Annotated in this window: 26 protein-coding genes and 1 pseudogene; 23 read left to right on the top strand and 4 right to left on the bottom strand. The window is 56.9% G+C overall.

Going from position 1 to position 25,757, the window contains the following annotated elements; all coding sequences use genetic code 11:
• Window positions 1-37: 37 nt before the first annotated feature.
• From ASU33_RS00780 to ASU33_RS00770, 3 genes are all read left to right on the top strand, one after another.
• Complete coding sequence (locus ASU33_RS00780) at window positions 38-2,398, top strand: M1 family metallopeptidase (protein ID WP_059067181.1); 2,361 nt, start codon at window positions 38-40, stop codon at window positions 2,396-2,398.
• Window positions 2,399-2,720: 322 nt separating this feature from the next.
• Complete coding sequence (locus ASU33_RS00775) at window positions 2,721-3,095, top strand: PH domain-containing protein (protein ID WP_059067179.1); 375 nt, start codon at window positions 2,721-2,723, stop codon at window positions 3,093-3,095.
• 82 nt (window positions 3,096-3,177) lie between these two features.
• Window positions 3,178-3,582 (top strand): hypothetical protein, encoded by a 405-nt coding sequence (locus ASU33_RS00770; RefSeq protein WP_149866973.1) that lies wholly within the window; start codon window positions 3,178-3,180, stop codon window positions 3,580-3,582.
• 86 nt (window positions 3,583-3,668) lie between these two features.
• Here the strand turns inward: ASU33_RS00770 and ASU33_RS00765 are convergent, their stop codons facing one another.
• Together ASU33_RS00765 and ASU33_RS00760 are read right to left on the bottom strand one after the other, a co-directional pair.
• Window positions 3,669-5,045: an NAD(P)/FAD-dependent oxidoreductase gene (locus tag ASU33_RS00765; RefSeq protein ID WP_059067175.1), complete on the bottom strand. Its 1,377-nt coding sequence runs from the start codon at window positions 5,043-5,045 to the stop codon at window positions 3,669-3,671.
• 252 nt (window positions 5,046-5,297) lie between these two features.
• Window positions 5,298-5,972: a carboxypeptidase-like regulatory domain-containing protein gene (locus ASU33_RS00760; RefSeq protein WP_078062844.1), complete on the bottom strand. Its 675-nt coding sequence runs from the start codon at window positions 5,970-5,972 to the stop codon at window positions 5,298-5,300.
• 114 nt (window positions 5,973-6,086) lie between these two features.
• On the opposite strand from ASU33_RS00760, the gene ASU33_RS00755 reads away from it, so the two are divergent.
• The 15 genes and pseudogenes from ASU33_RS00755 to ASU33_RS00685 form a co-directional block, all read left to right on the top strand.
• On the top strand, window positions 6,087-6,482 hold the full coding sequence (locus ASU33_RS00755; protein ID WP_059067173.1) for an ArsR/SmtB family transcription factor: 396 nt from the start codon (window positions 6,087-6,089) through the stop codon (window positions 6,480-6,482).
• A gap of 52 nt (window positions 6,483-6,534) precedes the next feature.
• Complete coding sequence (locus tag ASU33_RS00750) at window positions 6,535-6,855, top strand: (2Fe-2S) ferredoxin domain-containing protein (protein ID WP_059067171.1); 321 nt, start codon at window positions 6,535-6,537, stop codon at window positions 6,853-6,855.
• Between the two features lie 66 nt (window positions 6,856-6,921).
• Window positions 6,922-7,620, top strand: a complete 699-nt coding sequence (locus ASU33_RS00745; RefSeq protein ID WP_059068269.1) for a YjjG family noncanonical pyrimidine nucleotidase — start codon at window positions 6,922-6,924, stop codon at window positions 7,618-7,620.
• 381 nt (window positions 7,621-8,001) lie between these two features.
• The gene (pruA, locus tag ASU33_RS00740; protein WP_059067169.1) at window positions 8,002-9,672 is read left to right on the top strand and encodes an L-glutamate gamma-semialdehyde dehydrogenase; all 1,671 of its coding nucleotides are present in this window, start codon (window positions 8,002-8,004) and stop codon (window positions 9,670-9,672) included.
• Window positions 9,673-9,906: 234 nt separating this feature from the next.
• Window positions 9,907-10,293 (top strand): NADH-quinone oxidoreductase subunit A, encoded by a 387-nt coding sequence (locus ASU33_RS00735; RefSeq protein ID WP_059067167.1) that lies wholly within the window; start codon window positions 9,907-9,909, stop codon window positions 10,291-10,293.
• 88 nt (window positions 10,294-10,381) lie between these two features.
• The gene (locus ASU33_RS00730) at window positions 10,382-10,939 is read left to right on the top strand and encodes an NADH-quinone oxidoreductase subunit B (RefSeq protein ID WP_059067165.1); all 558 of its coding nucleotides are present in this window, start codon (window positions 10,382-10,384) and stop codon (window positions 10,937-10,939) included.
• A 68-nt stretch (window positions 10,940-11,007) separates the two neighbouring features.
• The gene (locus ASU33_RS00725; RefSeq protein ID WP_078062760.1) at window positions 11,008-11,577 is read left to right on the top strand and encodes an NADH-quinone oxidoreductase subunit C; all 570 of its coding nucleotides are present in this window, start codon (window positions 11,008-11,010) and stop codon (window positions 11,575-11,577) included.
• A 130-nt stretch (window positions 11,578-11,707) separates the two neighbouring features.
• The gene (locus ASU33_RS00720) at window positions 11,708-12,898 is read left to right on the top strand and encodes an NADH-quinone oxidoreductase subunit D (RefSeq protein ID WP_059067163.1); all 1,191 of its coding nucleotides are present in this window, start codon (window positions 11,708-11,710) and stop codon (window positions 12,896-12,898) included.
• A gap of 12 nt (window positions 12,899-12,910) precedes the next feature.
• A complete protein-coding gene (locus tag ASU33_RS00715; RefSeq protein WP_059067161.1) occupies window positions 12,911-13,477 on the top strand; it encodes an NADH-quinone oxidoreductase subunit NuoE family protein in 567 nt (188 codons plus the stop codon).
• An 18-nt stretch (window positions 13,478-13,495) separates the two neighbouring features.
• Window positions 13,496-14,836 carry an NADH-quinone oxidoreductase subunit NuoF gene (gene nuoF, locus ASU33_RS00710; RefSeq protein ID WP_059067158.1) on the top strand — a complete coding sequence of 447 codons (1,341 nt, stop codon included), beginning with the start codon at window positions 13,496-13,498 and terminating at the stop codon, window positions 14,834-14,836.
• Window positions 14,837-14,884: 48 nt separating this feature from the next.
• Entirely contained in the window at window positions 14,885-15,892 is a 1,008-nt protein-coding gene (locus ASU33_RS00705) for an NADH-quinone oxidoreductase subunit G (protein WP_059067157.1), read from the top strand.
• A gap of 11 nt (window positions 15,893-15,903) precedes the next feature.
• Window positions 15,904-16,965 carry an NADH-quinone oxidoreductase subunit NuoH gene (gene nuoH / locus ASU33_RS00700; RefSeq protein WP_059067154.1) on the top strand — a complete coding sequence of 354 codons (1,062 nt, stop codon included), beginning with the start codon at window positions 15,904-15,906 and terminating at the stop codon, window positions 16,963-16,965.
• Between the two features lie 90 nt (window positions 16,966-17,055).
• The gene (locus ASU33_RS00695; protein WP_059067152.1) at window positions 17,056-17,631 is read left to right on the top strand and encodes a NuoI/complex I 23 kDa subunit family protein; all 576 of its coding nucleotides are present in this window, start codon (window positions 17,056-17,058) and stop codon (window positions 17,629-17,631) included.
• Window positions 17,632-17,731: 100 nt separating this feature from the next.
• Complete coding sequence (locus tag ASU33_RS00690) at window positions 17,732-18,244, top strand: NADH-quinone oxidoreductase subunit J family protein (protein ID WP_059067150.1); 513 nt, start codon at window positions 17,732-17,734, stop codon at window positions 18,242-18,244.
• A gap of 178 nt (window positions 18,245-18,422) precedes the next feature.
• A pseudogene (locus ASU33_RS00685) lies at window positions 18,423-18,773 on the top strand (DUF2314 domain-containing protein); the annotation flags it as partial.
• A 40-nt stretch (window positions 18,774-18,813) separates the two neighbouring features.
• Here the strand turns inward: ASU33_RS00685 and ASU33_RS00680 are convergent.
• Together ASU33_RS00680 and ASU33_RS00675 are read right to left on the bottom strand one after the other, a co-directional pair.
• Window positions 18,814-19,197, bottom strand: a complete 384-nt coding sequence (locus ASU33_RS00680; RefSeq protein ID WP_078062757.1) for a hypothetical protein — start codon at window positions 19,195-19,197, stop codon at window positions 18,814-18,816.
• 14 nt (window positions 19,198-19,211) lie between these two features.
• Window positions 19,212-19,814 (bottom strand): RNA polymerase sigma factor, encoded by a 603-nt coding sequence (locus tag ASU33_RS00675; protein WP_059067145.1) that lies wholly within the window; start codon window positions 19,812-19,814, stop codon window positions 19,212-19,214.
• Window positions 19,815-20,044: 230 nt separating this feature from the next.
• On the opposite strand from ASU33_RS00675, the gene nuoK reads away from it, so the two are divergent.
• The 5 genes from nuoK to ASU33_RS00650 all read left to right on the top strand — a co-directional run bounded on the left by nuoK (window position 20,045) and on the right by ASU33_RS00650 (window position 25,694).
• Window positions 20,045-20,377, top strand: coding sequence for an NADH-quinone oxidoreductase subunit NuoK (gene nuoK / locus ASU33_RS00670; RefSeq protein WP_059067143.1), 333 nt, complete (start codon window positions 20,045-20,047; stop codon window positions 20,375-20,377).
• 109 nt (window positions 20,378-20,486) lie between these two features.
• Window positions 20,487-22,424 carry an NADH-quinone oxidoreductase subunit L gene (gene nuoL / locus ASU33_RS00665; protein WP_059067141.1) on the top strand — a complete coding sequence of 646 codons (1,938 nt, stop codon included), beginning with the start codon at window positions 20,487-20,489 and terminating at the stop codon, window positions 22,422-22,424.
• Window positions 22,425-22,437: 13 nt separating this feature from the next.
• Window positions 22,438-22,791 carry a superinfection immunity protein gene (locus ASU33_RS00660; protein ID WP_059067139.1) on the top strand — a complete coding sequence of 118 codons (354 nt, stop codon included), beginning with the start codon at window positions 22,438-22,440 and terminating at the stop codon, window positions 22,789-22,791.
• Window positions 22,791-24,248 (top strand): complex I subunit 4 family protein, encoded by a 1,458-nt coding sequence (locus ASU33_RS00655; protein WP_059067137.1) that lies wholly within the window; start codon window positions 22,791-22,793, stop codon window positions 24,246-24,248. Before ASU33_RS00660 ends, ASU33_RS00655 begins: the two co-directional genes overlap by 1 nt.
• Before the next feature lie 12 nt (window positions 24,249-24,260).
• Window positions 24,261-25,694, top strand: a complete 1,434-nt coding sequence (locus tag ASU33_RS00650) for an NADH-quinone oxidoreductase subunit N (protein ID WP_059067135.1) — start codon at window positions 24,261-24,263, stop codon at window positions 25,692-25,694.
• Window positions 25,695-25,757 lie beyond the last annotated feature (63 nt).

Here is a 25,757-nt window from a genome sequence, read left to right as displayed (position 1 = left end):
GCTACCTTACAAGCCCATTCTGCCTCACTCACCATCCATGCGTTTTCGCCTACTACTAGCCGCGGGAGTTGCACTGGCTTTGGCCGCACCGGCCGTTGCGCAGCAAACCCACTCCGGCACCGACAAATTTGCCCAGCTCGGCACCGAGCTGCCTACGCCCAATACCTACCGTACGGCATCGGGCGCGCCGGGCAAGGACTACTGGCAGCAGCGTGCCGACTACAACATCAAGGTAACGCTGAACGACGAGAACCAGAGCATCACTGGCACCGAGGACATTACTTACACCAACCTCTCGCCCGATAAGCTCTCGTACCTCTGGCTGCAGCTCGACGCGAACATCTACCATCCGCAGTCGATGACGGCCCTGACGCAGACCGCCGAGCTGCGCGACCGGATGTCGTTTCAGGCCATGGAGTACCTGCAGCGCACCGGCTTCGATGGTTCGTTCAAAATTGACGACATCCGGATGAAGGGCGGCAGCAAGCAGCTGCCCCACACCATCAATTACACCATGATGCGGGTGGATTTGCCGCAGCCGCTGGCACCTAAGCAGTCCGTAACCTTCACGGTGAAGTGGCACTACACCGTAAACGACCAAAAAGCCACCGGCGGCCGCTCGGGCTACGAGTTCTTCCCTGAGGACAAGAACTACCTCTACGAGATTGCGCAGTTCTATCCGCGCATGGCCGTGTACGACGACGTGAACGGCTGGCAGCACAAGCAGTTCCTGGGCGGCGGCGAGTTTACCCTGCCCTTCGGCGATTACCGCGTGAGCATCACCGCCCCCGCCGACCACGTGGTGGGCGCTACCGGCGTGCTGCAAAACGCCGATCAGGTGCTCACCGCTACCCAGCGCAAGCGCCTCGAGCAAGCCAAGAATGCCAAGAGCCCGGTAGTGGTGGTAACGCAGGACGAGGCTACCCGAGCCGAGCAAGGCCGCGCCAAAGCCACCAAAACCTGGGTGTACGCCGCCAAAAACGTGCGCGACTTTGCCTGGGCTTCATCGCGCAAGTTCATTTGGGATGCCATGGGCCTGAACATTGAGGGCAAACCCGTAATGGCCATGTCGTACTACCCCAAGGAGGCCAACCCGCTGTGGGGCAAGTACTCCACCGAGTCGGTAGCGCACACCCTGCGCGTGTACTCGCGCATGACGGTGCCCTACCAGTACCCCGTAGCTATTTCGGTACACGGCCCCATCGGTGGCATGGAGTACCCCATGCTGTGCTTTAATGGCTACCGCCCGGAGAAAGACGGCACCTACTCGGCCAACACCAAGTACGGTCTGATTTCGGTAGTTATCCACGAGGTGGGTCACAACTTCTTCCCGATGATTGTGAACTCGGATGAGCGCCAGTGGACGTGGATGGACGAAGGCCTGAACACCTTCATGCAGTACCTCACCGAGCAGGAGTGGGAGCGTGGCTACCCCTCGCGCCGCGGCGAGCCGAAGGACATTGTGCCTTACATGAGCATGGCCCAAAACCTGCAGAACCCGATCATGACAAACTCGGAATCGGTGCTGCAGCTGGGCAACAACGCCTACGGCAAACCCGCAACGGCGCTGAACATTCTGCGCGAAACGGTGATGGGCCGCGAGCTATTCGACTTCGCTTTCAAAACCTACGCCAAACGCTGGGCTTACAAACACCCCACCCCAGCCGATTTCTTCCGGACCATGGAGGATGCCTCAGGCGTTGACCTCGACTGGTTTTGGCGCGGCTGGTTCTACGGCACCGAGCACACCGACATCAGCATTGAAGGCGTGCAGTGGTACAAGGCCGATTCGAAAAACCCCGAAATCGAGAATGCCCGCCGCCGCGAAGAGCTGAACGCCGCTCCGCAGAGCCTCTCGCAGCAGCGCAACCTGCAGGACATTAAAAAGACGCTGGTTGACGATAAACCCGAGTTGAAGGACTTCTACAACAGCTTCGACGCGCTGGCCGTAACCGACGCCGACAAGGCTCGCTACCAGAAGTACGTATCGGGGCTGAACCCCGAGCAGCAGCAAATCCTCAGCAAAGGACTCAACTTCTACCAGGTAAATCTGAAGAACCTAGGTGGCCTGGTAATGCCGGTGGTGGTGCAGATGACCTACAACGACGGCACCCAGGAAGTGGTGAACATCCCGGCCGAAATCTGGCGCAAGAACAACGCCGAGGTAACCAAGGTGTTCATCACCGAGAAGCCCGTAGCCGCTTTCACGCTGGACCCTTACCAGCAAACGGCCGACACCGACCTCTCGAACAACGCCTTCCCGCGTAAGCTGGCTCCGTCGCGCTTCGAGCTGTTCCAGCAGCAACAACAAGCCCAGCCGAACCCCATGCAGCAGCGTAATGTGTCGTCGCAGCAGCCGCAGCAAGGCGGCGGCACCACGGGCGGCGGTACTCGCTAATCCTGCTTTCGTTTAGCTTTGAACAGCCGGGCCATTTGGTCCGGCTGTTTTTATTTGCGTCGATGAATTCAGATGCTAGTAGAATCGCGCTTTTGCAGACTTTGACGCGCGCAGACGATGCGGCAGTAGCAGACCAGGCTTTTGAAGAACTTACCGCCCTAGGTGGCGAGGAAGTACTTAGCTACTACCCTATCGTTCGGGCTCGAACAGCTCGATGGACTCGTTAACGAACTTCTGGAAGAATATTGATAGAAGGTTCAGACCTACCTAATATGGCCTGAAGCTTCCGCTTATCTTACACTGCAATTCAACCTTAAACACCATGGGCCTCCTCGACGCACTACTCGGCAACGCTTCGGAAAGCGACATTCAGGAAACGCAACAAGAACTTGCCCGCATTTTGGCTGCCAATGAGCGCGTAGAAAAAGCCTACGCCATCATTCGCGACCAAATCATCTTCACCAACAAGCGCCTGATTTTGGTGGACAAGCAAGGCATGACGGGTAAGAAGAAGGAGTTCCTAAGCGTGCCCTACCGCAGCATCGACCGGTTTTCGATGGAAACCACCGGCCACTTCGACCTCGATGCCGAGCTAAAAATCTGGATACGTGGGCAGGTTGAGCCCATCAGCAAAAACTTCCGCAACGACCAGAACATCCACGACATCAGCCGCGCTTTGGCCGAGTACGCGCTCTAGGTTGTATAAGTCAGGGCTTCTGCCTGCAACCTTTTCTGCAAGGTAAGCCTCATCAGACAGCTCACCTTACAGCTTCAAACTTATGCGTGTCTTGTTTCGCCCGGCTTTGCTGCTTGCTGCCGTATCCACCATGTTGCTGGCATTTCAGTGCGGCGATGATGAACCTCAGCCGACTTGCGTGGGTGGCACAGTGCTAGGTGCGCATTGCGGCTCGCCCAGCGGCAACTACGGCTACGTGCTAGAGGTACCCGCCGATTACCCCACTTCGGTTTCGTGGACCGATCCTGCCACCGGCACCAACTACAAGCACGTGGTTACGGCCCTTAATCTGCCTACGGATTTACAGCGAGCGGGGCACAAAGTCTATTTTGTGTCGCACCCAGCTACCAACGCCGAGCTAGCCGCCTTGGGCGTCCGCACGGCCGACTGCCCGGCGCCTCCCCTTCCGGTTACGTTGGAAAGCGTAAACAGTACTCCTTGCCAATAGCGTGTGCAGCCTCAAACGCAATTTTTACAAAAACAACGGCCCCGCAGCTGAGCTGCGGGGCCGTTGCTGTTTTGGCTCCCTAGGTGCTAGGCAGCCGGAGTTTGAATAGCGGGCGGTGTGGGGTTGTATTGCGGCGTGGCCACTTGGTGCTCGGCCGCGCGCTTGCCTTTATCGTCCTTCATATCGCGGCGGTTGAAGGGACGGATGATGAGGCGCAGGGCCTGATCGGAGGCAAAATAGCTGAACGCCCAGTCGACGAAAGCCACCACTTTGTTGCGGAAGCCCACGAGCGTCATCAGGTGCACAAACAGCCACGTGAGCCAACCCAAGAAGCCGCGGAAGTGCACGTCCTTGGGCAAATCGACCACGGCTTTGTTGCGCGCTACAATGGCCATTACCCCTTTGTTGAAGTACTTAAACGGCACGGGCTGCTCGCGCCGGATTAGGCGGCGGAAGTTGTCGGCTAGGTGCTCGGCCTGCTGCTGCGCCACGGGAGCCAGCATGGGCATGCCCTTGGGCATGTCGTCGGTTACCATGTTGGCCACGTCGCCGATGGCAAACACGTTCTCGAAGCCTTCTACCTGGTTCCAGGTGTTCACGTTGATGCGCTTGTTGCGCGTAACTACCTGCTCGGGCAGGCCGGGCAGGGCAGCCCCGTTCACGCCAGCGGCCCAAATCAGGTTTTCCGTCGGAATAAAGTCCGTTTCGGTATAGTAGGCGCGGCAGTCTTCGAAGCGCTTGATGCCGGTGTTCAGGCGCACATCCACGCCCAGCTCCTGCAAGTAGCGCAAAGCCTCCTGCTGCGATTTTTGCGACATCGGACCTAGGAGTGCCGGGCCCGCCTCCACCAGAATGATGTTCATCTGCTTCAGGTCGAGTTCGGGGTAGTCTTTGGGCAGTACCGTGCGGCGCATTTCGGCCAACGAACCGCTGATTTCGACGCCCGTAGGCCCCCCGCCTACCACCACGATGTTCATGAGGGCTTGGCGTTGCGCGGGGTCTTCCTTTAGTAGCGCTTTTTCGAAGTTCTGGAAGATGTAGCTGCGCAGGTTCAGGGCATTCGGGATGCTCTTGATCTGCATAGCATTGCGCTCGATGCTTTCAATTCCGAAGAAGTTGGTAAGCGAGCCAGTGGCAATCACCAGGTAGTCGTAGCTGATGTCGCCGATGTTGGTGTGCACCAAGTTGCTGGTGGTATCAACGTGCTCCACATCGGCCATGCGGTAGAAGAAGTTCTTCTGCCCCGCAAAGATTTTGCGGATGGGGTAAGCAATGCTATCGGCCTCAAGGGCGCCCGTGGCCACTTGGTAGAGCAGCGGCTGAAAGTTATGGTAGTTGTGGCGGTCGATTACGACCACCTGCACCGGATCGTGTTTGAGCGACTGAGCTAAGCGCATACCGCCAAAGCCGCAGCCGATGATGACAACACGCGGGTGGTTCGATTTCGGAAGGTTCGTATCCATAGCAAACCGTGATGATGACGCGCCAAGGTAGCACGTTGTGGCACATTGCGGCCGTTCCTCGGCTTTACCTTTAAAGTGCCCGTACGGTTGCAAAACGCCCGAAACTCTGCTTACTCGCCAGTACACCAACTGTTGAGCCTGATGCACAGCAGCAGCTCTACTGATGATGCACCGGCCAAAACGAAAGAAGCCGCTATAAAAGAGCGGCTTCGGGAGCTGGCATACAGGGGGCAACCTACTTTTCGGCTTGGGTTAATCCTTCTTTTTGAACTCGCCGTTTTTAATCTGATTGATCAGCTGCAACCAGCTGAACGGGTTAAGCAGCGGGTTGTTGGAGTACGGGTTGGGCGCGGTGCCCATGCGGCGCTGCTGGTCGAGTTGTTGTTGCTGCATGGTTTGGCGGTAGTTGGCCATGCTCGTAACCGGCGCATTCTGAAAAATGCGGCGTAGAATATCCTCGTTGAGGTTTTCGGCCGTGCGGGTGCCGCGCTCCTTAGGCAGCTTAAGGGCCAGAAACGCCCGCTTGAAATCTTTTTCCGTCACGTAAGGAAACACGCGTACCTCGGGCAGCACGGTGGCATCTTCCTTCAGCTGCACAATTACGGAGTAGCTCTGCCGGGGGTAATCGGGCGGGATAACCACGTACTGATTACGGTATCCCAGCGAGCGAATCACGATGCTGTCGCCGGCCAGTACGGGTATCGAGAAATAACCGTAGGCGTTGGTGGCCGTGCCACGACCGGCCTTGGGCAAAAACACAGTGGCGCCGGGCACGCCCAGCAGCGAGTCGCCGGTGGCTACGATACCGGTAAACTGCACTACCTGCCGCTGCCCTTGCGCTTGCGCGTGGCGGGGCAGCGTAAAGGCAGCTACCAGCACAAGCAGCAAGCACACTAGCAGATGATTGAATCGGGCAATGGTGGGCATGAGGGCAATTTGCAGATAAACAAAGATACGGCTCTTTCGCGGGGCGTGGGGCGGCACGAGCTTACCTTTGAGGGGTAGGCCAATCGCCACTATAACCCCCACGCTTGGCAAAAGATGCGTCTCAAACACTTTTCCGTTGCATTTGGGCTCAGCTTATATAAAGCCATGGGCGACGAATCGCGGGTGCGCATCTTGCATTTGCTCTGGCGAAACCAGGAAATGTGCATTTCCGACTTGGAGCAAGTGCTGGATTTCACCCAAACAAAAACCTCTAGGCAATTATCCTACCTGAAAAATGCAGGTTTGGTAAATTTCCGCCGGCTCGACAACTGGATGTTCTACTTCATCAAGGACGAGGTAATTGACCTGCTGCAGCAACAGCTCAGCTACATGGAGCGCGACCCGCAATTGGTGAAAGACCAGAAGACCTACGACACGTTATGGTCGAATCGGGAGCTGGCTGCGTATAAGCTGCAAAACCGTTACTGGACGGGTACCTCGCGCACCTAGGCTATGCATTTCAGGGCGCATTGCTCAGTGCCACAACGGACCATGCCGCCCCATGAAATACCAGCATCACCTCTTCGTTTGCACCAATCAAAAAAGCGGCGTCGGCTCCGATGTGGCCAAGGCCATTAAGAAAGAGCTGAAAAAGCAAGACCTGAAAAGCTTGCTGGTGGGCGGCAAAAAGCGTAAAAACCGGGTGCAAACTGTAGGCTGCCTCGATGTGTGCAAACAGTGCAAAAAAGGCAACGGCGCGGCCTTGGTGGTGTACCCCGAGGGCGTTTGGTACGGCAACGTGCAGCCCCGCGACGCCGCCGACATTGTGCACCAGCACCTAGGCGAAGGCCAGGCCGTAGGCCGGCTCGTTATCGAAAAATAACGCCGCGCCGAGCACCCATTTACTCAGGAGCATTGTTCTTTGCTCATTCATCAGTTGCTGCTTCTCGTGAAAGCTTACCGTCATCTATTTTTCGACCTCGATCATACGCTGTGGGATTTTGAGCGCAACGCCGATGAAACCCTCCGCCACCTCTACGAGCAGCACAACCTAGGCCGCTTCGGCAACTTCACGGTCGATGAGTTTATCAGCCGCTACAGTGAGGTAAACCACGGCCTTTGGCGCCTTTACCAAGCCAACAAGATTACCCAGGAGCAGCTCCGTAGCGTGCGGTTTGTGCGCGCCCTAGGCAAATTTGGGGTGCCCGAGGATGAAGTGCCGGCCACCATCAGCAGCGATTTTACCGATATTCTGCCGCAGAAATCGGCCGTGTTCCCGTACTGCTACGAGGTGCTCGACTACCTGCGCGACCGTGGATACGAGCTGCACCTCATTACCAACGGGTTTAAGGATGTTCAGTACGTTAAGCTTGCCTCCTCCAAGCTTACCGATTACTTCCAGGAAATTGTAACATCAGAGTGCAGTGGCTGCCTCAAGCCCGACCGCCGCATTTTCGAGCACGCTTTGGAGCGCAGCGGCGCCAAAGCTCCCGAGTCGCTGATGATCGGCGACAACTTGGAGTGCGACGTGCTGGGTGCTTACAACGCTGGCATTGATCAGGTGTACTTCAACCCCGATAAGCGCCGCCACTCAGCCGAGGTTACGTACGAGATTAGCTGCCTAAGCGAGCTGAAGTGCTTTTTGTAAGGCAGTTCAGCAAGCCAAGCTCTTTATGTATTCTACTCTTTCCAGAGTGTTGCTCACCTGGGTGCCAGTAGGAACAGCACTTCTAGTGAGTACACTACACAGTAGGAGCACTTGGCTAGCGGTTGCGCTAGGTCAGTTGCTGTTACTAAGCTTGAGTGGAAAGCAGATATCTGAGCACGAAGCGCAAGTCGGACAAACCACTTATGCCACTTGGTTATTTCTGCTCTTGGTTGGGGGTGTTATCCTGCTGTCTTTCTTTTTCTGGCTCTTTGCCGACATGAAGATTTAAGCTGCTTGTTGGCATTTGGATAGCTTCTCTGCTTTCGTTCTACCTTTGCCGCACTTTCCAGACACCCCATCGCCAACAGATATTCCCACGCTATGGCCAACGGCTTTTTCAACGTACCTGCTCCCGTAAACGAACCTGTAAAAGGCTACGCCCCTGGCTCGCCCGAGCGCGCCGAGCTGCAAGCCATGCTGAGGGCGCTCAAAAAGCAGGAGCGCGATATTCCGATGTACATCGGTGGCCAGGAAGTGCGCACCGGCAACACCCAGCGCATTGCTCCACCTCACGATCATCAGCATACCCTAGGTCATTTCCACTTAGGCACGGCCGAGCACGTGCAGCAGGCCATTGATGCTGCCTTGGCGGCCCGCCCCATGTGGGCCGAACTGCCCTGGCAGGAGCGCGCCGCCATTTTCCTGAAAGCGGCTGAGCTGCTGGCCGGGCCCTACCGCGCCCGCCTGAACGCCGCCACCATGCTGGGCCAGAGCAAGAACGCGTTTCAAGCCGAAATCGACTCGGCTTGCGAACTGATCGACTTCTTCCGGTTCAACGTGCACTTCATGCAGCAGATTTACCAGCAGCAGCCCGAGTCGGCGCCTGGTATGTGGAACCGCCTGGAGCACCGCCCGCTTGAGGGCTTCCTGTTCGCCCTCACACCCTTCAACTTCACCTCCATTGCCGGCAATCTGCCTACCGCCCCGGCCATGATGGGCAACGTGGTGGTATGGAAGCCCGCCAACACCCAGATCTACTCGGCGCAGGTGCTGATGGAGCTATTCCAGGAAGCTGGCGTACCGGCTGGCGTTATCAACCTAGTGTATGTTGATGGCCCCACCGCTGGCGACGTAATTTTTAGGCACCGCGACTTTGCTGGCATTCACTTCACTGGCTCCACGGGTGTTTTCAACAACATTTGGAAAACCATTGGCCAAAATGTGGGCAACTACCGCTCGTACCCCCGCGTGGTAGGCGAAACCGGCGGCAAAGACTTCATCATCGCCCACGAGTCGGCGCACCCGCGCCAGGTGGCTACGGCTATTTCGCGTGGTGCTTTCGAGTTCCAGGGCCAGAAGTGCTCGGCGGCTTCGCGCGTGTACATTCCCAGCAATATGTGGGATGAGGTGCGTCAGTACCTACAAGAGGACCTGAAATCGTTTAAAATGGGCGATGTGGAGGACTTCTCGAACTTCATCAACGCCGTTATCGACGAGAAATCGTTCGACAAGCTGGCTAAGTACATCGACCAAGCCAAACAGGACGAGTCGGTAGAAATTGTTGCTGGTGGCAACTACGATAAGTCGAAAGGCTACTTCATCGAGCCCACCGTCATTGTGGCCAAAGACCCGCAGTACGTTACCATGTGCGACGAACTGTTCGGCCCCGTGCTGACGGTGCACGTGTACAACTCGCAGGAGTTTGAGAAGGCGCTGGAGCTGGTCGACAACACCTCGCCCTACGCCCTCACCGGTGCCGTTTTCTCGCAAGACCGCTACGCCATCGACCTGGCGACGCGCAAGTTGGTGCACGCGGCCGGCAACTTCTACATCAACGATAAGCCTACCGGCGCGGTGGTAGGGCAGCAGCCCTTCGGCGGTGCGCGTGCCTCGGGCACCAACGACAAAGCCGGTTCCATCCTGAACCTGCTGCGTTGGGTGTCGCCGCGCACTATCAAGGAAACCTTCGTGCCGCCCGTTGATTACCGTTACCCCTTCATGGGAGTGGATAATCACGAAGACCTGAACGTGACCGGCAAAGGCGGCTTCTAAGCCTTCTTTTTACAAACACAAAAGCCGTTCTGTGACAAACAGGGCGGCTTTTGTGTTTATCAGAGTGGAAGCTGGCTTTGTGTTTTCTTTTTTAGAACAAATCTAAGCTAGAAGCCCAAAGCTGTAACTACACGCATCATCGGTATCTATGGTCTTCGATTCGTTGCACCCCCCCGGTTTTCGTCCTACCTTTGCCCCCCAATGCCATTTCCTCAACAGCAACTTCCTTTTCCTATGCTGTTAGCTACCACTGCTGCGTACCAACCGGCCGACTATGTGCCGATTCTAATTCAGTTTGGCCTTGCACTGGCCTTTGTGGCGTTTTCGATGATTGCCTCGCACCTCATCGGCCCCAAACGCCACTCCAAAGTGAAGGACGCGTCCTTCGAGTGCGGCATCGAGTCGGTGGGCAACGCCCGCACCCCTATCTCGGTGAAATACTTCCTCACGGCTATCCTCTTCGTACTCTTCGACGTGGAAGTCATCTTTATGTACCCTTGGGCGGTAAACTTCCGGGAGCTAGGCGCTGCCGGCTTCGTCACGATGTTGCTGTTCATGACGTTGCTGCTGGCCGGTTTCTTCTACATCATTAAGAAGGGCATCCTGAAGTGGAATCAGTAAGCCAAGCCTAGGTAAACCTTTACTTCTGAGCCGATGTTCGAGAAGTTGAGGTTGCCGCCGCAGCTTACACCTAACCAGACTTTTCGCCATGAGTGATAACCGCGTTCCAGAAATCAAGACGGTAGCCGCCCCCGACGGGGTTGAAGGCGCCGGCTTCTTTGCCACTTCGCTGGAGAAGGTGGTGGGCATTGCCCGCGCCAACTCGCTGTGGCCGCTACCCTTTGCCACCTCGTGCTGCGGCATCGAGTTTATGGCAACCATGGGTTCTCACTACGATATTTCGCGTTTCGGTTCGGAGCGTCCGTCGTTCTCGCCCCGCCAAGCCGACCTGCTTATGGTGATGGGTACCATTGCCAAGAAAATGGCCCCGATTGTGAAGCAAGTGTACGAGCAAATGGCCGAGCCTCGCTGGGTATTGGCTATGGGCGCCTGCGCTTCGTCGGGCGGTATTTTCGACAGCTACTCGGTGCTGCAGGGTATTGACCGCATCATTCCCGTGGATGTGTACGTGCCCGGCTGCCCGCCCCGCCCCGAGCAGGTGCTGGAAGGCCTCATGCGCATTCAGGAGCTGGCCAAGAACGAGTCGCTCCGCCGCCGCGATTCGCCCGAATACCAAGCACTGCTGGCGTCTTACAACATTAAGTAGTCGGTAAAGGATAGTCGGTAGCCGGAGTAAACACTTGGCTACCGACTACTTGCTACCAAGTACCTCACATGATCCAACTCAACACCTCGCCGGCTGCCCAGCAAAAAGCTGCCGACTACGTTAAGGCCCACGCTGCTATCAGCAACGAGCAAATTTTGGCTCGCCTGCAGGAGCTCTTCGGCGCCGACACGTTTTCGGATGTGGAAGAGCCCTACGGCATGCTTACCGCCACGGTATCGCGCGACAAGATTCACGAAATCATTGACGTGCTGCACGGCGAGGAGCAGTTGCAGCTCAACTTCCTGACTACCATGTGCGGCATGCACTGGCCCGATAAGGTTGGGCAGGAGCTTGGCATGGTGTATCAGCTGCACAGCTTGGTAAACAACATCCGGCTGCGCCTCAAAATCTTCTTCCCCATTCAGGACCCGGTTGTGCCCACCCTCACGGATGTGTACGCCACCGCCAACTGGATGGAGCGCGAAGCCTATGACTTCTACGGTGTAATCTTCACGGGCCACCCCAATCTTATCCGCATCCTGAATGTGGAAGACATGGACTACCACCCGTTGCGCAAGGAGTACCCGCTCGAAGACGGCACGCGCGAAGACAAGACCGACCTTTTCTTCGGCCGATAGTTTCTGCCGCGGCCCCTACCCTTCCTAGGTCAGGACCAGCCGCACGAACCCCGAATCAATGGCAACGAACGACGCACTCGAAGCGACCCGTCCTATACATCACGAAGCTGCCCAACAGCAGCGCGGCGTGATGGTCCAAAAAACCGAAGACTTCGGCCAGGACCTTACCACGCTGAACCTAGGTCCGACGCACCCGGCTACGCACGGCATCTTCCAAAACATCCTGCAAATGGATGGCGAGAAGATCATTTCGGGCGTGCCCACCATCGGCTACATCCACCGGGCATTCGAAAAGATTGCCGAGCGGCGCCCTTTCTATCAGATTACGCCGCTGACGGACCGGATGAATTACTGCTCCAGCCCCATCAACAACATGGGCTGGCACATGACGGTGGAAAAACTGCTGGGCATTGAGGTGCCCAAGCGTGCCCAGTACATGCGCGTAATCATGATGGAGCTGGCACGCATCGCCGACCACCTCATCTGCAACGGCATCTTGGGCGTAGATACCGGCGCTTTCTCGGGCTTCCTCTACCTGTTCGAGGAGCGCGAAAAGATTTACGAAATCTATGAGGAGGTGTGCGGCTCGCGCCTCACCACCAACATGGGCCGCGTAGGCGGCATGGAGCGCGACTTCTCCGACGTGGCGATTCAGAAGCTGCGCAAGTGGATGAAGGAGTTTCCGGCTGTAATGAAGGAGTTCCAGAACCTCTTTGACCGCAACCGCATCTTCATGGACCGCACCATCGATGTGGGTCCAATTTCGGCGGAACGTGCGCTCAACTACGGTTTCACGGGCCCCAACCTGCGTGCGGCCGGCGTCGACTACGACGTACGGGTGATGAACCCCTACTCGTCGTACGAAGACTTCGAGTTTGAAATTCCGGTGGGTACGAACGGCGACACCTACGACCGTTACCTCATTCGCAACGAGGAAATCTGGCAGAGCTACCGCATCATCGAACAGGCACTGGCTAAGCTTCCGGATGGCCCTTACCACGCCGACGCGCCGCACTATTACCTACCGCCCAAGACGGAGGTGTACCGCAACATGGAGGCCCTGATTTACCACTTCAAGATCATCATGGGCGAAATCGACGCCCCGGTAGGCGAAGTGTACCACTCCGTGGAAGGCGGCAACGGCGAACTGGGCTTCTACCTGGTGTCGGACGGCGGGCGCACCCCGTACCGCCTGCACTTCCGCCGGCCCTGCTACATCTACTACCAGGCTTACCCCGAAATGGTGGTAGGCTCGACTCTCTCCGACGCCATTATTACCCTGAGCTCCATGAACGTCATTGCTGGCGAGCTGGACGCTTAATCTGCGCTGCTTATGGAATCGACGACCGCGCCCGTAAAGCCGCAATTTTCGGAAGCCGCTAAGGCTGAAATTGCTCGTCTGCTGACCCACTACCCCGACGACCGCAAAAAGTCGGCCCTGCTGCCGTTGCTGCACATTGCGCAAGCCGAGTTTGGCGGCTGGGTTAGCCCCGAGGTTCAGGACCTGGTAGCTGAAACGCTCGGCCTCAAGCCCATCGAAGTGTACGAGGTATCCTCGTTCTACACGATGTTCAACCTCAAGCCGGTAGGCAAGCACGTGCTGGAAATTTGCCGCACGGGCCCTTGCATGCTGCGCGGCTCCGACGAATTGACCGCTAATCTAGAGCGCATTACCGGCGCGAAGGTTGGTGAAACGTCGCCCGACGGCCTATTCACGCTGAAGGAGGTAGAATGCCTCGCCGCTTGCGGCACGGCTCCCATCGTGCAGGTGCGCGAGAAGTACTACGAGCAGCTCGATTCGCCCGAAGCTGTTGATGCCATGCTCAATGAGCTGCGCAACATGGTGCACCGCCCGTTGCTCCCGTGGGAGCAGACTGGCCTGCAGCACACGCAACAATAATCCGAAGCAACTACTGTCATGGGCCGCAAGCTACTGACCGAACATATTAACGTTCCCGGCATCGACACCTTCGAGGTATACCGCCAGCACGGCGGCTACCGCTCGGTGGAGAAGGCGCTGAAAACGATGACGCCCGACGAGGTGGTGGAAGAAGTAAAGAAGTCGGGCCTGCGTGGCCGCGGCGGCGCTGGCTTCCCCACGGGCATGAAGTGGAGCTTCCTGGCCAAGCCCGAGGGAGTGCCGCGCCACTTGGTATGCAACGCCGACGAATCGGAGCCCGGTACTTTTAAGGACCGCCACCTGATGTCGCGCCTGCCGCACCTGCTCATCGAGGGCATGATTACGAGTTCGTACGCCCTAGGTGCGAACACCTCGTACATCTACATCCGCGGCGAGCTGTTGTACGTGCTGCGCATTCTGGAGAAAGCCATAGCCGAAGCATACGCCAACGGCTTCCTGGGTAAGAACATCCTAGGTTCGGGCTACGATCTAGACCTGCACGTGCATCCCGGCGGCGGCGCCTACATCTGCGGCGAAGAAACCGCACTGCTGGAGTCGCTGGAAGGCAAGCGTGGCAACCCGCGCAATAAGCCTCCGTTCCCGGCTGTGCAGGGCCTGTACGCTCGCCCCACGGTGGTAAACAACGTGGAGTCGATTGCGGCTGTCGTTCCAATCATCAACGAGGGCGGCGACGAGTACGCGAAGCTGGGCGTAGGCAAGAGTACCGGCACTAAGCTGATTTCGGCTTGCGGCCACCTCAACAAGCCCGGTATCTACGAAATCGAGCTCGGCGTGCCCGTTGAGGAGTTTATCTACTCCGACGAGTACTGCGGTGGTATCTGGAAAGGCCGCGACCTGAAGGCTGTAGTGGCCGGTGGTTCGTCGGTGCCGATTCTGCCTAAGGAGCTCATCCTGAAGACCGCTGCCGGCGAATCGCGTCTGATGACGTACGAGTCGCTGTCGGATGGTGGCTTTGTGACGGGTACCATGCTCGGCTCGGGTGGTTTCATTGCCATGGACGAGACGACTTGCATCGTGCGCAACACCTGGAACTTCTCGCGCTTCTACCACCACGAATCGTGCGGGCAATGCTCGCCATGCCGCGAGGGTACGGGCTGGCTAGAGAAGGTGCTGCACCGCCTCGAGCACGGCCACGGCAACATGCACGACATCGACCTGATCGTGAGCGTGGCAAAGCAGATTGAGGGCAACACCATTTGCCCCCTAGGTGAAGCTGCGGCTTGGCCAGTAGCTGCCGCTGTGCGCCACTTCCGCCACGAGTTTGAGTGGCACGTAACGCACCGCGAAGAGGCAGCTCGCCCCGGCGCGGTGTACCCCGGCAAAGCCGTACTGGTTTAACTTTCCTTTTGAACTGACTTTTCGCTCCCGACCTAGGGAGTTCTGAAAATGGCTAAAATAACCTTCGACGGCATCGAGATAGAAGTACCAGATGGTACCACTATCCTGAATGCAGCCCGCAAAATCGGGGGCGACATTGTGCCGCCGGCTATGTGCTATTACACCCCGCTGAAAGGCACGGGCGGCAAATGCCGCGCTTGCTTGGTGAAGGTGTCGGCCGGCTCAGCCAAAGACCCGCGCCCCATGCCCAAACTGGTGCCTTCGTGCATCACCACGGTGCAGGATGGCATGGTGGTAGAGAACACCACAAACCAGCAGGTGCTCGACGTGCGCAAAGGCATTGTAGAAATGCTGCTGATCAACCACCCACTGGATTGCCCCGTGTGCGATCAAGCCGGTGAGTGCGACCTGCAGAACTTCGCCTTCGAGCACGGTATGGCTACCACCCGCTACGAAGAAGAGCGCCGCACCTTCGAGAAGATCGACATCGGCCCGTACATCCAGTTGCACATGACGCGCTGCATACTGTGCTACCGCTGCGTGTACACCGCCGATCAGCTCACCGAACAGCGCGTGCACGGCGTCCTAGGTCGGGGCGATGCGGCCGAAATCGGCACGTACATCGACAACATCATCGATCAGGACTTCTCGGGCAACGTTATCGACGTGTGCCCGGTAGGCGCCCTCACCGATAAAACCTTCCGCTTTAAGCAGCGCGTGTGGTTTACCAAGCCGGTAAACGCTCACCGCAACTGCGAAAACCCGAAGTGCTCGGGCAACGTGGTGCTGTGGTACAAAGGCAAAGACGTACTGCGCGTAACGGCCCGCAAGGATGAGTACGGCGAGGTGAAGGAGTGGATCTGCAACACCTGCCGCTTCGAGAAAAAAGAAACCAGCGACTGGACAATCGAAGGCCCGACTCACATCGAGCGTTCGTCGGTAATTTCGGCCAACCACTATGAGCTGCCGGTGGTGAACCCGCAGGTAATTGCCGATATGCCGGAAAGCACCATTCGCGACCTAGAACAGAACCCGCCGCTTAAACTCGGCCGCTAAGCTAGTCCACCATGGAAATACCCGTACTGGCCTGGCAAGGCCTCGTAATTCTGGCGGTATTCGGCATTACGCTGCTGATTGCTACCTACTCTACCTACGCCGAGCGCGTGGTAGCGGCTTTCTTGCAAGACCGCGTAGGCCCCGACCGTGCTGGCCCCTACGGCTTGCTACAGCCGCTAGCCGACGCTGTGAAGCTATTCACGAAAGAGGAGTTCTTCCCAAGCGGTGCCAACCGGTGGCTGTTCGTGTTCGGCCCTTGCTTGGCCATGACCACAGCCCTGATGGCTTCGGCGGTTATCCCGTTCGGCAACACGCTGATCTTTGGCAACGGCACCGAAATTCGCTTGCAAGCCATTGAGGTTAACATTGGCATGCTGTATGTGTTCGGTGTGGTCTCGCTGGGCGTTTACGGCATCATGATTGGCGGCTGGGCTTCAAACAATAAGTTCTCGCTTCTGGGTGCTGTTCGTGCTGCTGCGCAAGCCGTTAGCTACGAACTGGCTATGGGTATGGCATTGGTTGCCCTCCTGATGGTTACCGGAACGCTGAGCCTGCGCGAGATTGCGCTGCAACAGTACAATGGCCTTTGGAACATTGTGTACCAGCCGTTGGGCTTCATCATCTTTATTGTATGCGCATTCGCCGAAACCAACCGTACGCCCTTCGACTTGCCGGAGTGCGAAACCGAGCTGGTGGGTGGCTACCACACCGAGTACTCCTCGATGAAGATGGGCCTGTACCTGTTTGCCGAGTACATCAACGTATTTGTGGCTTCGGCCGTGATGAGCACATTGTACTTCGGTGGTTTCAGCTTCCCCGGTGAGCACCTGCTCTACGATGTGCTGCTGAAGTCGCAGGGCGAGCTGTTCGCGCACAACACTGTTACTATTCTGGGCACCATCACGCTGTTCGCGAAGATCTTCTTCTTTATCTTCTTCTTTATGTGGGTGCGCTGGACGCTACCGCGCTTCCGCTACGACCAGCTGATGCGTTTGGGCTGGACTATGCTCTTCCCTATTGCCATCGTGAACATTCTGCTGACGGGCGCTTTCATTTTGTTCTTTGGCAAATAACAGTGCTGCGCGGGTCTCCAAACCGCGCGTTACTGCCGCTCCGAAAGGCAACGTTACGCAAAGCACAACTCTGCGCTACCGACGACAAACATGCAACTGACCAATAGAAGAAAACACATCGAGAAGAAGCCGATGACGCTGATGGAGCGGGCATACCTGCCCGCTGTTACCAAAGGCATGCTCATCACGCTAAAGCACTTTTTCTCGAAGAAGGCTACCATCCGTTACCCGGAGGAGCAGCGCCCCTTCTCGCCTACGTTCCGCGGCTTGCACGTGCTCAAGCGCGACGAGCAAGGCCGTGAGCGTTGCACCGCCTGCGGCTTGTGCGCCGTAGCCTGCCCGGCCGAAGCCATTACCATGGTGGCTGGCGAGCGTAAAAAAGGCGAAGAGAACCTCTACCGCGAAGAGAAGTACGCTGTCAGCTACGAAATCAACATGCTGCGCTGCATCTTCTGCGGCTTGTGCGAAGAGGCTTGCCCCAAAGCAGCTGTTTACCTGCAGGCGGATAAGATGGCGCCGCCGCGCTTTGAGCGCGACGAGTTCATTTACGGCAAAGACCGCTTGGTAGAGCCTGTTGACCCAAATGCCCGCAGCAAACGAGGCATTCAACTCACGCCCGAGCAAGCCGAAGCCCTGGCCCGCCGCATGGCAGGCATCGAAGCCTAACAATTGCAGCACGCCGTGCTGAGCGAAGTCGGCCTAGGTCAGCTTCGCTCAGCATGGCACTTTATTTACCAAGTACCGAAGCCCGAGCCTCCTCTCCCCCATGGGTACCTCCTTATTCTACTTCCTGACGTTTGTGGCGCTGCTGTCGGCCCTAGGTGTGGTGTTTGCCAAGAACCCGATTCACTCAGTGCTGTTCCTGATCCTGACGTTCTTCGCCATTTCGGGTCATTACCTATTGCTGAACGCGCAATTTCTGGCAGCCGTGAACATCATCGTGTACGCAGGTGCCATTATGGTACTGTTCCTGTTCGTGGTGATGTTCCTGAACCTCAACGCCGAAACGGAACCGAATAAGCCGGCTCTGGCCAAGATTACGGCTGCCATTGCCGGTGGCTTGCTGCTGTTTGTGCTGATTGCCGCGCTGCGCAACGTAAACCCTGCTGGTGCTGACCTCGCTACCTTCGACTCGCAGATTGGCATGGTAAACCGCCTAGGTTTGGTGCTGTATCAGCAATACCTGCTGCCGTTCGAATTAGCTTCGGTGCTGTTCCTGGTGGCTATGGTGGGCTCGGTAATGCTCGGCAAACGCGAAACCGGGGAGCGGAATTTCTAGGAATCAACAAGCAAATATTGGTTCAGCCGCTGCCGAAGACACTCTTAGTCTTTGGGGCGGCTGCGTCGCTTCTAGCAGGTTGTGTAAGCCTCGATAAAGAGAAGGGTTGGAACGCTGATACTTTCATGTACAACGCCGAGCGTAATGACTTAGCGATGCTGGAGGCTTAACGAAAAGTCGCGCTACTGTTGAGGAATTTATTACAGCGCTAAATAGCCGGGGTACCGCCAGCTACAACTTCGCCGTGAAGTATGGCTTCGTTGATGGTAGCGAAAGGGAGTACATGTGGATAGGTGATTTAACCGTAGAGGGTGACTCGCTTCATGGGAAAGTCGACAACGAGCCCGAATACATCCACAACGTTGTAAGCGGCCAGCTAGTAAGCATCCACAAGGATTCTATCGCCGACTGGAACTACACCCGAAACAACAAGTTGATCGGCGGCTACTCAATTAAAGTAATCAAGGAACGGATGACTCCAGCAGAAAGAGCGGAGTTCGACAAATCAGTTGAATGGAAGTTTGACTAACACAGCAGCGGCGCCCGAAGAATCAGGCGCCGCTGCTGTGTTAGTCAGCTTGAGCAGTTTGGCTAGGCCGAACTTCCGGCGCGGCCATTCGGGCCCAACCAGCGCTACAACGGCTCATTTTCTGGCGGAATTTCTCCCGTTCTTCTTCTGTCATGCCTTGCATTCGAGCTTCCATATTCTGGCGCCAATGGGCTTGAGCGCGGGCTTTCCAGCCGCCGGCTGGGCCGCCCCGGAAGCCGCCAAACAGAATTTTGCTCAGTACCAGCAAACCTAGGGCCTGCGCGAACGAGATAAAGGGCAAGCCGAAAATGGCCGGCATTAGCCAGTTCCAGAGCGCCATTACGGCAAGGCTGGCCAACGACACGAACACGGCCACGAAGAGCAGAAAGCGTAGGCTGCGGAGCAGCCAAAGATTGCGGTTCATATCGGAGAGGGAGTTTAGTCGAGGAACAAATCGGTGTAGAGCGCCTGCAGCTTGGTACGGAGTTGCTGCACCGCGTAGTGCTTGCGCGAAATCAGGGTTTTCAGCGGCACGCCGGTTTCTTCCGACATCTGCTTGAATGTTTTGCCATCGAACTCGTGCCATACGAATACTTGGCGCTGGGCGGGTGACAGTTCCTCCAGGGCATCCAAAATGGCTTCCATAATGGTTTCGCGCGCCATGGCCGTTTCCGTTGAGTCGTCGGGGGCGGGCAACACATCGGCTAGCAGCAAGGGCTCGTCGGAGTCGGCAGCCGAGTGGTACGAAGCGGCTTCTTCGAGCGAAGCAGGCTTGGGCCGACGGTAGCGGTCAATGATTTTATTGCGCGCCACCCGAAACAGCCAAGCCGCCATTTGCTCCACGGGCTTCACTAGGCGGTAGCTCTGCACGAGCTCATAGAAAACGTCCTGCAGCACGTCTTCGGCGTCGGCCTCGTCGGGAATGCGGCGGCGGATGAACGAGAGCAACTTGCTGCGCTGCTCCCGCACGGCCTCTTGCACCCGGTCGTTTTGCTCGGTCATGGCCGCCGCGGTAGGAAGTATGGTCAGTGCCTGTTCCATTCTGAAGGGGAAGACGCAGGCACCGGAAAAATACTTTATCAGGAATAGAAAATTTTCAGGAACGTGCAGCACCTAATGCCAGCAGCCCGGCAGCAGCAACGAACTAGTGCAGATGCAACTGCCTTTGCAGGTACTTTTCCGCGGGAGTTTTCCAATTTTCAGGATACCTTTGCCCGCTAATTCTGCCTACCGTTGAGGTAGATCTTTTTTCTGCCGCTACCCCGTCCTGAATGGAACAGACGATACCGGAAGTCATCCGCACGATTCCGCTTCAGCACTACATATTCTTTGCTTCTGCCCTGTTTGCCATTGGCGTGCTGGGCGTGCTGACGCGGCGCAATGCCATCATCATTTTCATGTGCGTAGAGTTGATGCTCAACGCCGTGAACGTTCTGCTTGCCGCTTTCTCGGCCTACCGCGCCGACCCCAACGGGCAAGTTTTTGTGTTTTTCATCATGGCCGTGGCTGCTGCCGAAGTTGCAGTAGGCTTGGGCATCATCGTGATGATTTACCGCAACATTCAGAACACCGACGTCAACCTGCTCGACCGGTTGAAGTGGTAATCAATTTTGCCGGCTCGTACTAAGCGGGTTGCTAGCTGCCTTTGGGCGACTTACGCACCAGCTTACCTAGGCCGACACGCAAACAACGCACATCAGCACATCGACGCTCATGGCTGAACAAGCGCCTCTCGCCGTTTTTACCGGCTCGCCGCTGCTCTACATTCTTATTCCGCTGCTGCCGTTTTTGGGCTTTCTCATCAACGGCTTGCTCAACCGCCGCCTTTCGGGCACGGTAGCCGGGCTAATCGGCAGCGCCACCGTTCTGGGTTCGTTCCTGATTTCGGTGTACCTGTTCACCACGTTCCAGTATCCCTACGTGGTGCACCTGTTCGACTGGATTTCGGTCGGCTCGCTGAGCATCCCATTCGCGTACCAGATCGACCAACTCAGCCTCATCATGCTGCTGCTGGTTACCGGCGTAGGCTTCCTCATCCACGTGTACTCCATCGGGTACATGCACCACGATGAGAACGTAGGCAAGTTCTTCGCCTTCCTTAACCTGTTCGTTTTCTCAATGCTGGTGCTGGTAATGGGCGCCAACTTCGTGATTCTGTTCATTGGCTGGGAAGGCGTGGGCCTCTGCTCCTACCTGCTCATCGGCTTCTGGAATCAGAACACCAATTACAACAACGCCGCCAAGAAGGCATTCATCATCAACCGCATTGGCGACCTAGGTTTCCTGCTGGGCATCTTCCTGATCTACTTCACCTTCGACTCGGTGCAGTACGGCGAGGTTTTTCAGAAAGCCTCGCAAATGCAGATTGGCGCAGGTGTAGTAACGGCCATTACGTTGCTGCTCTTCGTGGGTGCTATGGGTAAATCGGCGCAGCTGCCGCTCTATACCTGGCTGCCCGACGCTATGGCCGGCCCCACGCCGGTTTCGGCGCTTATCCACGCCGCTACCATGGTAACGGCTGGTATTTACATGGTGCTACGCTCCAACGTACTCTACACGTTGTCGCCCGACACGCTGGAGGTAGTAGCTTGGATTGGTGCCATCACGGCGCTGTTCGCGGCCACCATCGGCATAGCCCAAAACGACATCAAAAAGGTACTGGCCTACTCCACCGTTTCGCAGCTGGGCTATATGTTCCTGGCACTGGGCGTAATGGGCTACAGCTCGTCGCTGTTCCACGTACTCACGCACGCCTTCTTCAAGGCGCTGATGTTCCTAGGTGCCGGTTCGGTGATTCACGCCATGAGCAACGAGCAGGACATCCGCCGCATGGGCGGCCTGCGCAAGGCTTTGCCGATTACCTTCCTCACGTTCCTGATCGGCTGCCTGGCTATTTCGGGCATTCCGCCGTTCTCGGGCTTCTTCTCGAAAGATGAGATTCTAGCCCACGCCTATGAGCACAACAAAGTGCTGTGGGGCATTGGCCTGCTTACGGCTTTCCTGACGGCCTTCTACATGTTCCGCCTGCTGTTCCTCACCTTCTTCGGCGAGTTCCGCGGTACCGAGGAGCAGAAGCACCACCTGCACGAGTCGCCGGCTAGCATGACGCTGCCGCTCATCATCCTGGCCATTCTGGCTGCCGTAGGCGGTTTTATGAATGCGACGCTTTTCTTGGGCAAAGGCTACTTGGCCGATTTCCTGGCGCCATTGTTCAACTACTCGCGCCAGCTAAGCCCCGAAGCTTTCGGTGCTGAAATCGACCACGCTACCGAGTACATGCTCATTGGCTTCTCGGTAGCAGCCGGTGTGCTGGGCATTGTGCTAGCGTACGTGCTCTACGTGGCTCGCCGCAGCCGCCCGGCCGAGGAGAACCAGCCACGCGGCTTCTTCGAAAACCTGGTGTACAACAAGTACTACGTCGATGAGCTGTACAACGCCCTGTTCGTGCGTCCTTCCATGTTCCTCTCGCGCGGCCTGCACGATGGCGTGGAAAAGCGCGTGGTAGATGGCTCCGTGAATGGCTTAGGTCGTTTGGTAATGGGTAGCTCGCAGCTGCTGCGCAATCTGCAAACCGGCCGCGTTGAAACCTACCTGCTGCTGATGGTAATCGGCATTGTGGTAGTACTGGCCCTGAATTTCATCCACTTCTAATTTTTAGCAGCCCATGATGAAGCCTTTGCTGCTTTTTCTAGGTGACCTGGGCGGTGGCGAATTGCTGCTCGTAATGGTCTTCCTTATTCCTCTTGGGCTGCTCTACTTCCTTCCATCAATCATTGGCCGGAAGCGACCTGATTTCCTAATCATCCTCTTAGTGAATTTGCTAGCAGGTTGGTCAATTATCGGGTGGTTCATCGCTTTGTACCTAGCGGTTCGTCGACAGACAAGTCTCGCACCTACTGCTTATGCCACCGGCGCAACCTCGGTTGCGGATGAACTCTCCAAGCTTCGGGACTTGCGCGACCAAGGCGTAATTACCTCTGAGGAGTTCGAACGTCAAAAGAACAATCTGCTTAGCTAATGCTGACTGCCCTTCTGCTTATCTGGCCCGTGGCCGCTGCGCTGCTGCTGCACTTTGTGCGGGGCAACGCCGCGCGGGCGCTGGCCTTTGGCGCTTCGCTGGTCGAACTGGCGCTGGCCGTATTTATGGCCATCCAGTTCCAGGTTAACTCCCAGCCACAGTTCGAAATCAACTACCCTTGGTTGGCTTCAGTTGGCATCAACTTCCATATCGGTATTGATGGCCTGAGCCTGTTGCTGGTGCTACTCACCGCTTTCTTGGTGCCGCTGATTCTGCTGGCCTCATTCCGCCACGATTACGAGAACCCCTCGGTGTTCTACGCCTTGGTGCTGTTCATGCAAACGGGCCTGATTGGCGTGTTTGTGGCCATGGATGCGTTCGTGTTTTACTTCTTCTGGGAAGTGGCACTCATTCCGATCTACTTCCTCGCCGGTGTGTGGGGTGGCGAGCGTCGGGTGCAGGTTACACTTAAGTTTTTCATCTACACCGTCGTTGGCTCGCTATTGATGCTGGCCGGCTTTGTGTACCTGTACTACATGACTGGTGCTAATGGTGCGGTGCGCAGCTCCGACCTAGCCGCTTTCTACAACTTGCGCCTCTCGGCGGCCGAGCAATCATGGGTATTCCTGCTGGTGTTCTCGGCCTTCGCCGTGAAAATGCCCATCTTCCCGCTGCACTCGTGGCAGCCCGACACCTACGAGCAGAGCCCCACGCCGGCTACCATGCTGCTCTCGGGCATTATGCTGAAAATGGGTATCTATGGCACCATGCGTTGGGTACTGCCCATCGTGCCCCTAGGGGTTAGCCAGTGGAGTTGGGTGGTGATGATTCTGGCCGTTATCGGCATCATCTACGGTGCGCTTATCGCCATTCGTCAGCGTGACATGAAGCGCCTGATTGCTTTCTCGTCGCTCTCGCACGTAGGCCTGATGATTGCCGGTATGTTCTCGCTCACGGCCGTTGGCTTGCAGGGCACCGCCGTGCAGATGCTCGCTCACGGTGTAAACGTGGTAGGCATGTTCTTCATCTCTGACATTATCGAGCGCCGCACCGGCACCCGCCAAATTCCCGAGCTAGGTGGCCTAACCCGCGCTACCCCGCTGCTGTCAGTAACCTTCCTTGTAATCCTGCTGGGTACCGTTGCTCTGCCGCTTACCAACGGCTTTGTGGGCGAATTCCTGCTCCTGATGGGCGTGTATCAGTACAACCCTTGGCTGGGCGCCGTAGCTGGTCTCACCATCATCTTTGGTGCGGTTTACTTGCTGCGTATGTTCCAGCGCGTAATGCTTGGTCCCGATTCGTCGTTCTCGAGCGTGATTCGCGACCTAACTGGCGCTGAGCTAGCCGTACTCGTCCCGCTCATCCTGATGGTATTCTGGATCGGCCTGTTCCCCGGCACCTTCCTGCACATTTCGGAGCCCGCCGTGAACAAGCTGCTGGTGCTAATCAACCGCTAAGCCACCCGACTCATGCTCTCGATTATTCTGCTTTCTGTTTCCGGGCTGGCCAACCTGTTTCTAGGTTTTCTGCGCTCCAACCGGTTGCTGCTGCCAGCAGTGCTGCTGGTGCTGGCAGTGGTATTTGCCGTGAACATCTCGGGCATTGACACCACCGGTCCGCTGGCCGCCTGGAATGCCTCGCCCTACTTCAACGGCATGCTCATCTTCGACCGCTACGCGCAGGTATTCACTGCGGTGGTGGTGCTCACAACGCTGCTGTTGCTGCCGTTTTCGCACAAGTACGTGCGCGAAGGCAACCCCAACCTGGCCGAGTACTATAGCCTAATGCTGTTTTCGCTGGTAGGTGCTATCATGATGGTGAGCTACAACAACCTGCTCATCCTCTTCCTAGGTATCGAAACCCTCAGCATTGCTATGTATGTGCTGGCCGGCTCCGATAAGAACAACCTGCGCTCGAACGAGGCAGCCCTCAAGTACTTCCTGATGGGCTCTTTTGCCACTGGCATTCTGCTGTTTGGCATGGCGCTGATCTACGGTGCTTCCGGAACTTTCGCGCTCGACCAATTGGGAGTAGCCGCTCGCGCCCTGCCCACTGCCGATGCGTCGCTAACCCCCATGCTGTACATCGGCATTCTGCTGATGCTGATTGGCATTGGCTTTAAGATTTCGGCGGCCCCCTTTCACTTCTGGACACCCGACGTATACGAAGGTGCGCCCACCATCTTCACGGGCTTTATGAGCACGGTGGTGAAGACAGCCGGCATAGCTGGTTTCTTTAAGCTGCTGCTCGTTGCCTTCGGCGACAACACCATGAGCCTGTGGTTGCCCACGCTCACGGCTATGCTGGTGCTCACGCTGCTGATTGGCAACGTAGGCGCTGTAGCGCAAACCAACGCCAAGCGCATGCTGGCCTACTCGAGCATTTCGCACGCTGGCTATTTGCTGCTGGCGCTGGTAGCACTGCGCAGCGGCAATCTGTCGTCAAACGCTATTTTCTTCTACTCGCTGGCTTACTCGGTGGCTACGGTTGCCGCCTTTGCTGTGCTGAAGCTGGTGCACGACCAACGCGGCCGCGACGACTACGAAGGTTTGAATGGGCTAGCGCGCACCAATCCGCTGTTATCATTTGCCATGACGGTTGCGATGTTGTCGTTGGCTGGTATTCCGCTCACGGGCGGCTTCTTCGGTAAGTTTTACCTGTTTGCGGCCGCCGCACAAGAGGGCTATATCGGCCTGGTGATTTTTGCGGTGGTAATGTCGGCAGTAGGTATTTACTACTACCTGCGCCCCATCATTGCCATGTACATGCGCTCAGCTCCCGAAGGCGACAATGCACCGGTTGAAGTAGGCGGTTTTCAGTCGGCCGTGCTGGTGCTGCTGATTGCCATTACGGTGCTGTTGGGCGTAATGCCCGGCATTGTGGAAGGCGTACTTAACGTATAAAGCTGGCTTTTCGAGCTACGAATAAGAAAAGGCAGCCCACTGGGCTGCCTTTTTTGTGCTTTA

Origin of the sequence: Solirubrum puertoriconensis (genome assembly GCF_001483135.1) — a bacterium.
In the GTDB taxonomy this organism is placed as follows: Bacteria; Bacteroidota; Bacteroidia; order Cytophagales; family Hymenobacteraceae; genus Solirubrum; species Solirubrum puertoriconensis.
The sequence above is the reverse complement of the archived record's forward strand: the minus strand, read 5'-3'. Positions and strand labels throughout refer to the sequence as shown.

Excerpts from the sequence above, each read along its gene's own strand:
- ASU33_RS00765 (WP_059067175.1), bottom strand. The coding sequence starts at position 5,045 with ATGGATACGAACCTTCCGAAATCGAACCACCCGCGTGTTGTCATCATC.
- ASU33_RS00695 (WP_059067152.1), top strand. The coding sequence starts at position 17,056 with ATGCAACTGACCAATAGAAGAAAACACATCGAGAAGAAGCCGATGACG.
- ASU33_RS00680 (WP_078062757.1), bottom strand. The coding sequence starts at position 19,197 with ATGAACCGCAATCTTTGGCTGCTCCGCAGCCTACGCTTTCTGCTCTTC.
- ASU33_RS00730 (WP_059067165.1), top strand. The coding sequence starts at position 10,382 with ATGAGTGATAACCGCGTTCCAGAAATCAAGACGGTAGCCGCCCCCGAC.
- ASU33_RS00750 (WP_059067171.1), top strand. The coding sequence starts at position 6,535 with ATGAAATACCAGCATCACCTCTTCGTTTGCACCAATCAAAAAAGCGGC.
- ASU33_RS00720 (WP_059067163.1), top strand. The coding sequence starts at position 11,708 with ATGGTCCAAAAAACCGAAGACTTCGGCCAGGACCTTACCACGCTGAAC.
- ASU33_RS00775 (WP_059067179.1), top strand. The coding sequence starts at position 2,721 with ATGGGCCTCCTCGACGCACTACTCGGCAACGCTTCGGAAAGCGACATT.
- nuoH (WP_059067154.1), top strand. The coding sequence starts at position 15,904 with ATGGAAATACCCGTACTGGCCTGGCAAGGCCTCGTAATTCTGGCGGTA.
- ASU33_RS00760 (WP_078062844.1), bottom strand. The coding sequence starts at position 5,972 with ATGCCCACCATTGCCCGATTCAATCATCTGCTAGTGTGCTTGCTGCTT.
- nuoK (WP_059067143.1), top strand. The coding sequence starts at position 20,045 with ATGGAACAGACGATACCGGAAGTCATCCGCACGATTCCGCTTCAGCAC.
- ASU33_RS00725 (WP_078062760.1), top strand. The coding sequence starts at position 11,008 with ATGATCCAACTCAACACCTCGCCGGCTGCCCAGCAAAAAGCTGCCGAC.
- nuoF (WP_059067158.1), top strand. The coding sequence starts at position 13,496 with ATGGGCCGCAAGCTACTGACCGAACATATTAACGTTCCCGGCATCGAC.
- nuoL (WP_059067141.1), top strand. The coding sequence starts at position 20,487 with ATGGCTGAACAAGCGCCTCTCGCCGTTTTTACCGGCTCGCCGCTGCTC.
- ASU33_RS00705 (WP_059067157.1), top strand. The coding sequence starts at position 14,885 with ATGGCTAAAATAACCTTCGACGGCATCGAGATAGAAGTACCAGATGGT.
- ASU33_RS00755 (WP_059067173.1), top strand. The coding sequence starts at position 6,087 with ATGCGTCTCAAACACTTTTCCGTTGCATTTGGGCTCAGCTTATATAAA.
- ASU33_RS00780 (WP_059067181.1), top strand. The coding sequence starts at position 38 with ATGCGTTTTCGCCTACTACTAGCCGCGGGAGTTGCACTGGCTTTGGCC.
- ASU33_RS00770 (WP_149866973.1), top strand. The coding sequence starts at position 3,178 with ATGCGTGTCTTGTTTCGCCCGGCTTTGCTGCTTGCTGCCGTATCCACC.
- ASU33_RS00675 (WP_059067145.1), bottom strand. The coding sequence starts at position 19,814 with ATGGAACAGGCACTGACCATACTTCCTACCGCGGCGGCCATGACCGAG.
- pruA (WP_059067169.1), top strand. The coding sequence starts at position 8,002 with ATGGCCAACGGCTTTTTCAACGTACCTGCTCCCGTAAACGAACCTGTA.
- ASU33_RS00735 (WP_059067167.1), top strand. The coding sequence starts at position 9,907 with ATGCTGTTAGCTACCACTGCTGCGTACCAACCGGCCGACTATGTGCCG.
- ASU33_RS00650 (WP_059067135.1), top strand. The coding sequence starts at position 24,261 with ATGCTCTCGATTATTCTGCTTTCTGTTTCCGGGCTGGCCAACCTGTTT.
- ASU33_RS00655 (WP_059067137.1), top strand. The coding sequence starts at position 22,791 with ATGCTGACTGCCCTTCTGCTTATCTGGCCCGTGGCCGCTGCGCTGCTG.
- ASU33_RS00715 (WP_059067161.1), top strand. The coding sequence starts at position 12,911 with ATGGAATCGACGACCGCGCCCGTAAAGCCGCAATTTTCGGAAGCCGCT.
- ASU33_RS00690 (WP_059067150.1), top strand. The coding sequence starts at position 17,732 with ATGGGTACCTCCTTATTCTACTTCCTGACGTTTGTGGCGCTGCTGTCG.
- ASU33_RS00660 (WP_059067139.1), top strand. The coding sequence starts at position 22,438 with ATGATGAAGCCTTTGCTGCTTTTTCTAGGTGACCTGGGCGGTGGCGAA.